The 13341-nt window shown below is 36.2% G+C and carries 13 protein-coding genes and 1 riboswitch; of the genes, 10 read left to right on the top strand and 3 right to left on the bottom strand.

The genetic code is table 11. From position 1 onward, the window contains the following. Window positions 1-82: 82 nt before the first annotated feature. Window positions 83-184, bottom strand: a riboswitch (purine riboswitch). Window positions 185-416: 232 nt separating this feature from the next. The 4 genes from BU038_RS05275 (at window position 417) to BU038_RS05260 (ending at window position 4403) form a co-directional block, all read left to right on the top strand. Beyond that, the gene (locus tag BU038_RS05275) at window positions 417-803 is read left to right on the top strand and encodes a general stress protein (RefSeq protein WP_107605154.1); all 387 of its coding nucleotides are present in this window, start codon (window positions 417-419) and stop codon (window positions 801-803) included. A gap of 162 nt (window positions 804-965) precedes the next feature. Next, window positions 966-1631, top strand: a complete 666-nt coding sequence (locus tag BU038_RS05270; RefSeq protein WP_107605153.1) for a hypothetical protein — start codon at window positions 966-968, stop codon at window positions 1629-1631. 116 nt (window positions 1632-1747) lie between these two features. Further along, on the top strand, window positions 1748-2719 hold the full coding sequence (locus BU038_RS05265; RefSeq protein ID WP_107605152.1) for a hypothetical protein: 972 nt from the start codon (window positions 1748-1750) through the stop codon (window positions 2717-2719). Between the two features lie 358 nt (window positions 2720-3077). Further along, the gene (locus BU038_RS05260) at window positions 3078-4403 is read left to right on the top strand and encodes an L-cystine transporter (RefSeq protein ID WP_425385733.1); all 1326 of its coding nucleotides are present in this window, start codon (window positions 3078-3080) and stop codon (window positions 4401-4403) included. 151 nt (window positions 4404-4554) lie between these two features. Here BU038_RS05260 and nfsA read toward each other — a convergent pair whose 3' ends face one another. Next, window positions 4555-5310, bottom strand: coding sequence for an oxygen-insensitive NADPH nitroreductase (nfsA, locus tag BU038_RS05255; RefSeq protein WP_107605151.1), 756 nt, complete (start codon window positions 5308-5310; stop codon window positions 4555-4557). 144 nt (window positions 5311-5454) lie between these two features. On the opposite strand from nfsA, the gene BU038_RS05250 reads away from it, so the two are divergent. From BU038_RS05250 to BU038_RS05225, 5 genes are all read left to right on the top strand, one after another. Beyond that, window positions 5455-6231 carry a 2-keto-4-pentenoate hydratase gene (locus BU038_RS05250; protein WP_107605150.1) on the top strand — a complete coding sequence of 259 codons (777 nt, stop codon included), beginning with the start codon at window positions 5455-5457 and terminating at the stop codon, window positions 6229-6231. Window positions 6232-6613: 382 nt separating this feature from the next. After that, window positions 6614-7183 (top strand): alkyl hydroperoxide reductase subunit C, encoded by a 570-nt coding sequence (gene ahpC, locus BU038_RS05245; RefSeq protein WP_107605149.1) that lies wholly within the window; start codon window positions 6614-6616, stop codon window positions 7181-7183. Between the two features lie 16 nt (window positions 7184-7199). Then, window positions 7200-8723, top strand: coding sequence for an alkyl hydroperoxide reductase subunit F (gene ahpF, locus BU038_RS05240; protein ID WP_107605148.1), 1524 nt, complete (start codon window positions 7200-7202; stop codon window positions 8721-8723). A 680-nt stretch (window positions 8724-9403) separates the two neighbouring features. Continuing rightward, on the top strand, window positions 9404-9940 hold the full coding sequence (locus tag BU038_RS05230) for a phosphatase PAP2 family protein (RefSeq protein ID WP_241963151.1): 537 nt from the start codon (window positions 9404-9406) through the stop codon (window positions 9938-9940). Between the two features lie 63 nt (window positions 9941-10003). Next, window positions 10004-10627 carry an NDxxF motif lipoprotein gene (locus BU038_RS05225; protein ID WP_107605145.1) on the top strand — a complete coding sequence of 208 codons (624 nt, stop codon included), beginning with the start codon at window positions 10004-10006 and terminating at the stop codon, window positions 10625-10627. Between the two features lie 65 nt (window positions 10628-10692). On the opposite strand, the gene BU038_RS05220 is transcribed toward BU038_RS05225, so the two are convergent. Beyond that, window positions 10693-11133 carry a carboxymuconolactone decarboxylase family protein gene (locus tag BU038_RS05220; protein WP_107605144.1) on the bottom strand — a complete coding sequence of 147 codons (441 nt, stop codon included), beginning with the start codon at window positions 11131-11133 and terminating at the stop codon, window positions 10693-10695. Between the two features lie 156 nt (window positions 11134-11289). On the opposite strand from BU038_RS05220, the gene BU038_RS05215 reads away from it, so the two are divergent. After that, window positions 11290-12456 (top strand): ArgE/DapE family deacylase, encoded by a 1167-nt coding sequence (locus BU038_RS05215; RefSeq protein WP_107605143.1) that lies wholly within the window; start codon window positions 11290-11292, stop codon window positions 12454-12456. A gap of 56 nt (window positions 12457-12512) precedes the next feature. Here the strand turns inward: BU038_RS05215 and BU038_RS05210 are convergent, their stop codons facing one another. Beyond that, complete coding sequence (locus BU038_RS05210) at window positions 12513-13100, bottom strand: histidine phosphatase family protein (RefSeq protein ID WP_107605142.1); 588 nt, start codon at window positions 13098-13100, stop codon at window positions 12513-12515. Window positions 13101-13341 lie beyond the last annotated feature (241 nt).

Genomic DNA, 13341 nt, shown 5'->3' with positions numbered 1-13341 from the left:
AGTCCCATCTCCCAAATAGTCCTTAACTTATATTATAGAATGAACACGCGTCTACCCGTTTGTTTCGAAAGCACCATTGTGTTGTATTGTATCAGTGACTCATAGTCATGTCGTTAAGGCGACATGGTAGAAACTTCTAAAGCCTAATTCTCTAGATTATATGAGTAAGGTAAATTATTTAATGATAATATCAAATTTCAGGCTTTATTTCAATAACTGAAACTTAATTCATTATATTTCCATAAAATCTAATTGTGCGTCGAAGAAAATACGTCTTTCCCTTGATAATAGTGTGAATTTTCTTATATTTATTTGATAGCTTACGCCGATAATAGTATAATTTAGATGGTTCGTTTATATAAAAAAAGGGTATACATTATAACATTAAACATATTTCACGGAGGGGGAGCTTTAACATGGCAAACATTACTGTACTTACATCACAAGACGAAATTTTTGATACTTTAAAACGTAGATTAGACGAGGGGTATACTAAAGACGAAATTTCAGTTATCAGCAAAAACAAATTAAACCTTGGCAGTGTAGCAAGCACGGACATGACAGTGCAATCTACAAGCGGAACGTTCAGTGACAGAATTGCTCGCCTCCTAACTGGGGAAGACGGCGAACAAGCTGTCTTATTACAATACGATTTATCAGACACAGAACGTCAAATTCTAAAACGTGAATTACTTAACGGTAACATCGTTGTACTTGCTGATAAACATGATATCAGCCGTAAAGAGTTCAAAGATGAACATGAAGCCAAAAAAGATAAACACGATAAAGAATATGAGATTTAATTTGAAATGACAGTAATCAGCAGCTTAGCCTGCTGATTATTTTTTTATTATCTATACTAAATTTTGAACAATCATTAAGAAATCAGAACTTCTGCTTTTATATACATATTAGCCATACACATCGATATGCTATAATCAAAAGAAAAATGGGAGGGCCGCGTTATGGAATTTAAATTAGTGAAACAAACATCTGATCCTTTGTATGAGGCAGCTTTAAACCTTTTTGATAACTATCAATTCGGCAACGTGACACAAAAACATCATGTATTCAAACAATCTCTTGAAAATAAACGTACCCAAAATGATTACGTCTTCTTAGTCGGCTTAGATAACGATGAAGTTGTCAGTTTTGCTACGGGTCACTATGAAGCTACAACGAATGCAGCATTTATTATGTATTTAGTCGCTGTAGACTCGCCAGAGAGAGAACGCTATTTAACTGAAACATTAGAGAAACTCCAAGAAGGATTGGATAATCTAGCCAACCGTGTGCATGACCGCGATGTGAATTTCTTTATGATGGAAGCATTACCAATTCCAGATTCATTAGAAGATCCTGGGGCAGATTTACTTATGCAACGTCACCTCTTCTTAAAAGAACATGGCTTTGAAGAACAAAGAGAAATCGATTATATTCGTCCTGCTGTAGAACCTGGCGGCGAACCGATTCCGTTAGACTTATTCTTGCATACACGTATTCCGTTGACTAAAGACATTTATGGTACCAGTGTTAAATCTTGTTATATTTTAAAATATGTTTTCGCAAATCATCTTTCACGCAAAACCGTTTATCCACTGCTTGAACAAATGGATCTTCGAAAATCGTGAGAACCCTTGAAATCAAAAGGAAATCGGGTTAAACTAACATAGAGGTTAGACTAACGTTTGTGTGACGTAAGACATACGTCTCACTTAAAATTATAGAGTGAAAGGATATAGATCAGATGCTAACAAAAGAATTCGCCCAACGCGTCGAATTAAGTGAGAAACAAGTACGTAAAATCGTACAACATTTAGAAGAACGCGGTTACCATTTAAAGAAAACAGAATACCGTGGTCGTGAAGCAACTGACTTCCAAGAAGAAGACATCGAGTTATTCAGAGAGATTGCGGATAAGGTTAAACAAACAAATAGTTACGATTTAGCTTTCGAAGAATTAGAAAAAGAAAATGATTTCTTACAAATTGTTGTTAAAGAAGACAATCAAAATCAACTTCCTAGTGATCAAAACTTCTCAAAATTATTAAGTGACTTACATAACGATATCACTAAGATGCGTGAAGAACGTCAAATGCTAGGTCAAATGATTTCTCAAGTACATCAACAACAAAAAGACTTGCAAACTTTACAACAACAAATGACAGATAAGCTTGATCAACACGAAAAAACACTTAAAGCTATCGAAACAGCACAAAAAGATCAAGCAAAAGCCGTTCAAGATAACACTGAAGCAATGAAATCTCATACAGAAAAAGTTTTAGCACAACCACAACCAACTGTTGAAACTAAAACTGAACCTACAGTAGAGGAACAAGTGACTAAGACTGCTGAAGTCAAAGATACTACACCATCAACAGATGAAGTTAAAACATCAACAACACCTTCAGAAGAACAAACTCAAAAAACTACAGAAACACCCCTTTCTGACTATAAAGGTGCAACAGCATCAGCTGAAACTGAACAACCAACACAAACAGAATCAGTTAAATCTGAAGTTACTTCCGAACAACAATCAGATGAAACATCTGAAACAACTAAACAAGAGAATGAAACACCTGAGACAGAAGTTCAAGGTACACCTAATACAACAACACCTGAACCAGAAATACCGATTGACAATCAACATGAACCTACAGTTCCACATCATAAGAAAGAGGAGAAAAAAGGTTTCTTCGCACGTTTATTCGGTATGTAAATCATACAATGTTCAAATCCAATCCGATAATCCGGGTTGGATTTTTTATTTTGTTCACAGTATTTTTAAAGAAGCACTTAAAAACCGCCATTGACCCTTTCTTATATATACGATATATTTACTATGTGTTTAAACGGACTTTACAACTATCCTATACTGTTGTATAAAAAAGTTGATACATATCTGCTAAGTTCAGTTATCAAAAAATGAACTTCCTTCTTTGAGCAGTTATTTGAATTCAAATTAAGTCTTATCTTTTGCTATAAGATAAATATTTATGAAAGGAAGTTTGATTCAATTGGGTTTCACTATTCTTAATATTGTCATCTTCGTTCTGCTTCTCGCTGGACTTTTTGTCATGGCAAAAAAACATGTTTCTTTCTCAAAACGTGTTTTCACTGCACTAGGTATCGGAATTGTACTTGGCGCTATTATGCACCTGGCTTATGGTGCTGGTTCTAAAATCACAACCTCAACAACGGATTGGTTCGGTATTGTAGGTAACGGTTATGTTGCATTACTTCAAATGATTGTTATGCCGTTGATCTTCATTTCGATTGTCGCAGCTTTCACTAAAATTCAATTAGGTGAAAAGTTTGCGAAAATCGGTTTCTACATCTTTGTTTTCCTAATCGGAACAGTCGCAATAGCAGCAACAATCGGTATTATCTCAGCACTTGTCTTCGGATTGGATGCTTCATCTATTGATTTAGGCAGTGCAGAACAATCACGCGGTACAGAGCTTGCTCAGAAAGCAAAAGATATGACCGCAAGTACGTTACCTCAACAAATCTTAGAATTATTACCTAGAAATCCATTCTTAGATTTCACAGGTCAACGTACAACTTCTACAATCGCTGTAGTTATTTTCGCAACATTCATCGGTTTCGCATATTTACGTGTAGCTCGTAAACAACCTGAAAATGGTCATATCGTGAAACGTGCAATTGAAGCTATCTATTCAGTGATTATGTCAGTTGTAACTTTCGTTTTACGTTTAACACCTTATGGTATCTTAGCTATTATGGCGAATACCATTGCGACAAGTGATTTTGGTGCCCTATGGACATTAGGTAAATTCGTACTGGCCTCGTATGCGGCATTGATTACGATGTTCATCATTCACTTAATTATTGTCAGCATCCTCGGCTTAAACCCTTGGCGCTATGTGCGTAAAGTAGCTGAAGTATTAATCTTCGCCTTCACATCACGTTCAAGTGCAGGCGCCCTGCCATTAAACGTACAAACACAAAAATCACGTTTAGGTGTCCCTGAAGGTATTGCAAACTTATCAGCATCCTTCGGTTTATCTATCGGCCAAAATGGTTGTGCAGGGATTTATCCGGCAATGTTAGCAGTAATGGTCGCACCGGTCGCAAATGTTGAAGTCAACTTGCAGTTTATTGTGACACTCATTGCGGTTGTTATTATTTCTTCATTCGGTGTCGCAGGTGTTGGCGGCGGCGCTACATTCGCTGCGATCTTAGTACTGTCAACATTGAATTTACCTGTCGCATTAGCTGGTGTGTTAATCTCAGTAGAACCATTAATTGATATGGGTCGTACAGCTTTAAACGTCAACGACTCTATGCTTGCAGGTGTCGGAAGTGCGAAATTAACTGGCAACTTGGATAAACAGAAATTTAATGAAAATCAATATAATGACTTAAGTACTGACTATTAAGAGATAAGAAGGCTGACTCCTTATAAGTACGAGTTAAATATTAGGCTTTATATTAAAAAATCAGCCCTCTCGCGTTCACAACTAAAGTGAGCGTGATAGGGCTGATTTTCATTTTCTCTACTTTTTAATCAAGCATCTGAAGAAATAACACTTATTTTTTAATGAAACCTGACTTATGCAGTTCGTCTAACATGTCTGCACGTTCTTTCATTGTTAAGAATTGTGTGATTTGTTCTGACCAAGTTTCTTTATGTTCTCCATTTGTACGTTTGTCGTAGTATGCGCTGACTTCTTTGTCATAGTCTTTAATATAACCAAGTTCTTCGTCATCGTTTTGGTTGTATCCATTTTCATGGAAGACAGCTTCAAATGGTAAACGTGGTTTTGGCGAACCGTTTTCATCATCTGCAGGTACACCTAGCGCCATTCCGAATAATGGGAATGTATATTCAGGTAAGTTCAATAGTTCTTTTACGCGAGCAACGTCATTACGTAATGAACCTAAATAAACCATACCTAAACCTAAGCTTTCTGCCGCAATTGAAATATTTTGTGCGACTAACGCAACATCAATTGCTCCGACAAGTAAACCTTCTGCAGATTCAAATGAACTTTGTAAGTTTGGCTCAACTTCATTGTTGATTAAGTCTTGACGGTGATAGTCCATCACAAAGACAAATAAATAGCCACTTTCTTCTACATAAGCTTGACCTGAAATTTCTCTTAACGCTTTTTTAATTTCCGGGTCTGTAATACCGATAATAGAATATGTTTGTAAGTAGCTTGATGTAGAAGCTCTTTGGCCTGCTTCCACTAATTTTTTAACTGTGTCCTTACTTAAAGGTTCATCTTTAAATTTTCTTACAGAGTGGTGTTTCATCATAATTTGATCAATTACATCTGACATAGAATTTTCATTCCTACCTTTCAAATGATTTTAGCACTCTTATTTTACCCTCTTTTCATAAGTCATAAAAATTTAATGCTTTGAAAGTTACGGCGATAAAAGTTATTCTAATAATAGTAATATTCAGAATAAGGGGAGATACCTATGGTCCAATACAAAAAAGAAATTGTAAATGCATTGTTTAAAGCACAACAAAATCATGAACCGATTGACTTCGTTTCAGAAAAATACGGCATCAGTGAATCGGTAGCTTATCAAATCCAAGATGCTTTAATCGATGAATTAAAACAAGTAAACAACAGTGAAATCGCAGGTTACAAAGTAAGTATGACCAGTGCAGAAACGCAAGCCTATGCGAATACAGATGAGCCGGCTTATGGAACAATTTTATCTGATAAAGTTGTGAAATCAGGTGATACGGTTCAATTATCAAAATTATTCGCACCGCTTATCGAACCTGAACTTGTGTTCGTGATATTAAATGATATCAGTCCTGATGCCTCAGACGAAGATATCTTAAACAGCGTTAAAGTAGCGCCAGGCATTGAAATACCAGATGCGCGTTACAAAGATTGGTTCCCTAACTTTACTTTAGGCGACTTAATTTCTGATAACACTGCTTCAGGTTTAGTCGCATTAGGTGAAGCTGCTGATCGAGTTTCATATGAAGACTTTGAAAACATCACTTTAAAATTAACAAAAGATAATGAAGAAATTGCGACTGGCGTTTCTTCAGATGTATTAGGCAACCCAATTGAAGCATTGAAATGGTTAGTTAAAAAACTTGCATCACAAGATAAACAATTGCTTAAAGGCCAAATTGTTTCATCTGGCACATTTGTTCCACCTGTCCCAGCTGAAAAAGGAACGTATCGTGCAGAATATAGTTATCCAGGTTCAATCGAAGTCACATTTGAATAATTAATTACAATACCCCCTTTCTGTTGTTATAGAGACAGAAACGGGGTATAACGTTATTGTAGAGATTGCGATTAATAATCAGTCATCTTTATTGAGAAAATTAATCTCTAATTGATATTGAGAAATAATTGTTAATTTCCTATGAATTTCTTTGCTTTACACACATTCTAAAAGTCGTTAATATTTCTAATACACTAGTATTTACAGTGTTTTACGCATTATTTAGCTTAAGCAATCACGAGTATTGACTATTTCTGACGATAATGTGATAATAGGAATCAAGGAGATTAGAATTATTATAAATAAATAATTAGGATAATTTAGCTATCCTGATTAGCTTTCTAATCAAAAAAACTATTTAATTTCTAGGAGGATGTATTTTATGTCATTAATTAACAAAGAAATTTTACCATTCACAGCAGATGCTTATGATCCTAAAAAAGATGAATTCATCGAAGTTTCAGAAGAAACATTACAAGGTTCTTGGAACGTTTTAGTATTCTACCCAGCAGACTTCTCATTCGTTTGTCCAACTGAATTAGAAGACGTTCAAAACCAATATGATGAATTACAAAAATTAGGCGTTAATGTGTACTCAATCTCAACAGATACTCATTTCGTACACAAAGCTTGGCATGACCATTCAGATGCTATCAGCAAATTACAATACACAATGATTGGTGACCCATCACAAACAATCACTCGTAACTTTGATGTATTAGATGAAGAAAAAGGCTTAGCTCAACGTGGTACTTTCATCGTTGACCCTGATGGCGTAGTACAAGCTGCAGAAATTAACGCAGACGGTATCGGCCGTGACGCAAGCACTTTAGTTCACAAAATTAAAGCTGCTCAATATGTACGTCAACATCCAGGTGAAGTTTGCCCAGCTAAATGGGAAGAAGGCGGCGAAACTTTAGAACCAGGCCTTGACTTAGTAGGTAAAATTTAAGGAGGCATTCATATAAATGCTGAATAAAGAGTTAAAATCACAATTATCTCAACTTCTTGAATTAATGGAAGGCGACGTGGTTTTAACAGCGAGTTATGATGACAGCGACAAATCTAAAGAGTTGAAAGACCTATTAGATGAAATTGCTGATATGTCATCGCATATCACTGTTAAAGAGGATACACTGAAACGTACACCAAGTTTCAGTGTAGATACTCCTGATGCGCACACAGGCATAGTATTTGCCGGTGTGCCATTAGGTCATGAATTCAACTCACTCGTACTGGCTTTATTACAAGTCAGCGGACGCCCTCCGAAAGAAGAACAAAGTGTTATCGATCAAATCAAAGCGCTTGAAGGACCACTTCATTTCGAAACATTTATCAGCTTAAGCTGTCAAAAATGTCCAGATGTGGTTCAAGCATTGAACATGATGAGTGTGTTAAACCCTAACATCACGCATACAATGATTGATGGCGCAGTCTTCAGAGAAGAATCTGAAGATATTATGGCAGTTCCTGCTGTATTCTTAAACGGTGAAGAATTCGGTAACGGCCGCATGACTATTTCTGACATCTTAAGCATGTTAGGCAGCCAAGCAGACCCTGCTGAATTCAATGATAAAGAACCATTCGATGTATTAGTCATCGGTGGCGGCCCTGCAAGTGGTACAGCTGCTATCTATACTGCACGTAAAGGTTTACGTACAGGTATCGTGGCAGATCGTATCGGTGGTCAAGTAACTGAAACTGCAGGTATCGAAAACTTTATCACGATTAAAGAAACAACAGGTCCAGAATTCTCATCTGCTTTAGAGCAACACATCAATGAATATGATATTGATGTGATGGATGGTATCCGCGCTTCTAACGTTGAGAAAACTGAAGACGGCATCGTTGTTACTTTAGAAAATGATGCCAAACTAAAAAGTAAGACAGTCATTATTGCGACAGGTGCACGTTTCAAAAACTTGAACATTCCAGGTGAAGACGAGTTACGCAACAAAGGTGTGGCATACTGCCCTCACTGTGACGGACCTTTATTCGAAGGTAAAAATGTTGCGGTTGTCGGCGGCGGCAACTCTGGTGCTGAAGCTGCTATTGACTTAGCAGGTATTGTAAAACACGTGACACTTGTTGAATACAAAGACTTCTTACGTGCAGATGAGATTTTACAAAAACGTTTGAGTGAATTATCAAACGTGACAATCTTAAAAAATGCACAGTCTTCAGAAGTTCTTGGTGACGATCACGTTACCGGTCTTAAATACGAAGACAATAAAACTGGCGAAACACATCAAATCGATGTAGATGGTATTTTCGTCCAAATCGGTCTATTACCAAACTCTGAATGGTTGCACGGTGCAATTGACACAAACGACCATGGCGAAATTATCGTAGACCGTAAACAAGAAACAAGTATGCCGGGTGTATTCGCGGCAGGCGACGTAACAGACGATCGCTTCAAACAAATTATCATCGCAATGGGTACAGGTGCAGATGCTGCACTGAACGCATTTGATTATATTATCCGTAACTAATCTCTCCCTATCATTTGATTAAGACGGATAACTAACAAGACAGGCAAAGATAAATTTCTTTAAGAAAGCTATCTTTGTCTGTCTTTTTTTATACATATTCATGTTACAATTAATATAATTCGCTACAATATAGCTTAGTAAAGGAGCTTTGGTTGTCTATGTTATTATTACTGGTTTCTATAGTTCATCTCAGCCAAGCTTCTCGCTCTTCTGTCAATTCAAACAACCTTTTCATCGGTTTGAACCAAACCCGTACGTTTACGGGAAACCTCAATTGGAAGCAGCTGCAACACTATTATCAGTCACTTCAAGCACGATATTTCAAACGTTTGTTATACGTCAGTCTTCCATTAAGTGTCCTCGACTTATTTATACTTATTAAATTTGGCCACGCTTGGCTCATTTTAGTCGAACTCGGTGTATATTTAGCACTGCTCTTCTTTATACTGCGAAAAGTCGAAAAATATATTCAATCTCATGAATAGTCAAATCCGTCACCTACCGTTAGGTTTAGTTCATTCCAAAGTAGGATGGCAAAGATGAGACAGTAAGCTATAATTTATCTAAATCAAGAAAGAAAGTTAGGTTTTATTATGAAGGTCCTACATACCAAACATATCGGCATTACCCTCGTTATTTTTATTATTTTAATGCTGTTGGTGAAATTGGACTTCATCCTTGTGATAGACGAACCTATTTATAACTTCGTCAGACTCTTACATCAAGTTCCATTTATGGACCGCTTCTTAATCGTCTACTCTAACCTATTTCAACCATGGCACTTAGTTGGTTTTATGGCTGTCATTTTAATCATTTTATTCTTTAAGAATAAAAAGCTCTCGCTCATAACCATGGTTTGGGCCATTGTGACACTTTTATTAGGGATTGGATTGAAGTACTTTATTCATCGCGCACGTCCTGTAGAATATATTTCAGGATTCAGTTTTCCAAGTCTGCATACATTAACAATCGTCGTTGCGGCAGTGGTCTTCTTAACGTTAATGCGTAAACGTTATTGGCACTATATCGCGTATTTGATGATTTTTATTATGATGGTTTCACGCATTTATGTACATGCACATTACTTTTCAGATACAGTAGGTGCTGTGTTGTTCGGCTATCTTATGTTGCATGTTGCGCAACATTTCATTGCGAAATATCAACTCGATGTCCCTTTCACTTCAAGACTGGAATCTCCATGGCAACGAGATACTTAACGCATACTAGGATGTTAAGCTATAATGAAAGTAATCATATAGAACAGTGAAGGAGAAACAAAAGTGAGTAAACTAAAACAACTATTAATCATCGCTTTCACATTAATAATAGCTGTGACGCTTACAGCTTGTGCACAAAAAGACGAAAAACAAGAACACCACGCGAAATACGCGCCGAAAAATGCGACACCAATTCATAAAATAGAAATCTTTAAATCCTCTGAAAAAGGTAAAGATTTAACTGAACAAGAAACGCGCACGTATTTAAAACGTTATTTAGATGCGAATAACGATATTATCGATAATAAATACGTCTTACAACATAAGCTGGACCAACAATATGATGGACGTCAAAAAGTGTCAGATCAATTAGATACTGATTTACGTGACTTAGCTAATATCACAACGAAGAATCAAATGAATTTCGAAGCATTCTTAAAAAATAATAATTTTCCTGCTAATCAAAAAGAGGATATCGAACGTGTCAATAAATACTTCAGTGCCGTTAACTATAAAGTTGCACGTGCGGATCAACAATTAGAAGAGTTGAGTTATAGTCCACAGAAAACAGTCAATGTTGTAGATGTTCCTACAAACTACGCAGGCGATGTGAATTTAAAACAACAAAAGAAAATCAAAGCTTTCTTGAAAAAACATAATCTATCTACTAAAGCGATTGATAAATAATCAATTGAATATACAAAAGCGCGCGACCACTCATTAAACAGTGCTCGCGCGCTTTCTTATATAAATTAAACATTATGTTCATTGCCCATGGAGATAGAGAGTCTATTCCAGAAGTTGATTTGATTAATCACAAAGACTAAATCTGTGTATTCTTCTTCTGAGTATACTTCGCGTACGCGTCGGTATAACTCATCAGATACACCGTGTTGTGAAATCAATGTAATGGCTTCTGTTAATTCTAAAGCTAATTTGGTTTTCTCAGAATAAATATTCGTATCATGCCAAGCGTTCAATAAGAAGATTTCTTCTTCACTTATACCGATTTTACGTGCATCGCTCGTATGCATTGCCAGACAAAAAGCACAGCCATTAATTTGAGAAGCACGGATTTTCACTAGCTCTTGTAAGTGATGATCGATGCTCGCTTTTTTCAATTGTTTTTCCATTTCATAAAGGATATTAACCTTTTCTTTCGCCACATTTTGATATTGAATTCTATTATCCAATACGATTCCTCCAATGTCTTCGACTCATTTATTATTTCCCGCCTACCTTCTTGTTATGCTTATTTTATTTTAATGCACAAAAGTGCGAATTGTTTGAATACTACTATATGGTATTTTACGCTTGTATTGTAGGAAAAATAATGAGGGAGTGATGATATGGGTAAATTAACTTCAGATGAACGTGTTCATATATTAAGAGATTTAGTCGGTATTGAATCTGTGAACGATAATGAATTAGATGTCGCAGAGTATTTACAAGATTTATTCAAAAAACATAATATCGACGCTAAAATTATTAAATTGACAGATACACGCGCAAACCTTGTAGCTGAAATTGGTAGCGGCAGTCCGGTTATCGGAGTATCTGGTCATATGGATGTCGTTTCACCAGGTAACCCAGAAGATTGGCAAACACCACCTTTCAAACTGACGGAAGATGATGAAGGTCGTCTACACGGTCGTGGCGCAGCAGATATGAAATCTGGTTTAGCTGCGTTTGTGATCAGTTTAATTGAATTACACGATCAAGGCTTACCAAAAGAAGGGACAATTCGTTTGCTTGCGACAGTAGGCGAAGAAATCGAAGGCGACGGAGCTAGAGCCTTCTATAAAGATGGCTACATGGATGATGTAGATGCATTAATTATTTCAGAACCATCTCAAGATAAAATTATTTATGCCCACAAAGGTTCTATGGATATCCGTGTCACATCAAAAGGTTCCTCTGTGCATAGTTCTATGCCTCAACTCGGCTACAATGCCTTAAATCCATTAGTAGACTTTGTGCATCGTATTAATGAAGCGCAAGCTAAGATTACTGCGACAAATGAAGAGTTAGGCGAACCTGTCGCAAACGCGACAATCTTTAACAGTGGTACACAAGTCAACTCTATTCCTGATCGTGCAGTTGCGGAATTTAATATCAGAACAATTCCAGAAGCAGACAATGATGGTTACCAAGACTTATTCGAACAAGTCGCAAAAGATGTTAAAGAGAAATACAGTGATTGTGATTTAGATATTGATACGTATATGTCACGTTCTGCAGTCTTCACAACTGGTGATAATCCAGTGGTAGACCTAGCACAATCACTCGGTAAAAAATATTTAGGCGAATCTATCCCTAAACAAGCTTCACCAGGTGTCACAGATGCGGCTGACTTAATGCTTGATAAAGGAAAAGACTTCCCACTCATTATGTTCGGTCCTGGCGAAACAAGCCAAGCACACCGTATTGATGAATATGTTTATAAAGATGTTTATCTAAACTTCATTGATTTATTTGAAGAGTTATTACCTCAAGCAATTGATAAATTAAAATAAAATTTATTATGATAAGTAGTAAGCGGTTGAATCCAAAATAAGGGATTCAACCGCTTTTATATGTTTTCAGTATCTACAAGAATTGGATCACAATTCTCAATGTGTTTATTGAATAATTCGTCTTCAGTAATTACACCTAAATAATATAAACAACAACGTATCCAAATTTGATGAGCCACAATCACAACCACTTCATCTTCAGTATCTAACACATCTCTAAAGAATTCATCTATTCTTCCTATTACATCTGAATAGTTTTCACCGCCAGGTGCGCGTTGTGTGAAACTGTTTCGAAAGTCGTTGAATCTTGGATCTTCAAAATAACGACTGTAAGCTGAATTGTCACGCAATGTTTCTCTTGGGTATCCTTCAAATTCTCCTAGTGAGCGTTCTCTCAATAATGGTGAGAAAGTATGTGGAATTGCACTGTCAAAACCATTTTCATATGTTTGAATCGTGCGTGTTAAATCAGAAATATAGATATGGTCTATATGTATACCTTCAAAATATGTTCTTAATGCTTGGGCAGAACTTACCCCTTCTTTTGTTAAAGAGACATCTAATTGTCCAGTAAAGTATTGATTTCCATGATGATTATCATAGTTTGCGGTTGATTCTCCATGCCGTATCAAATAAAGCTTCACGTTGTGTTCACTCCTATAATATCGTTATCCTCTGTCGTTTACTCAATTCACTTAACTTCACTAAGACACTAAGCAAATAGATTTAACGTAATGATAACATGATTTTATATAATTTTATCAACTTAATGTTTGTTTGTTATCTAATTTTAACATTCTTGTACGGTCTCTTGTGTACAAGTGATTATATTTTATGTATTTCTTACATTATCAACATCCTATGATCATTTCAATCTATACATAT

It is taken from the genome of Staphylococcus simulans (assembly GCF_003043455.1).
In the GTDB taxonomy this organism is placed as follows: Bacteria; Bacillota; Bacilli; order Staphylococcales; family Staphylococcaceae; genus Staphylococcus; species Staphylococcus simulans_A.
The sequence above is the reverse complement of the archived record's forward strand: the minus strand, read 5'-3'. Positions and strand labels throughout refer to the sequence as shown.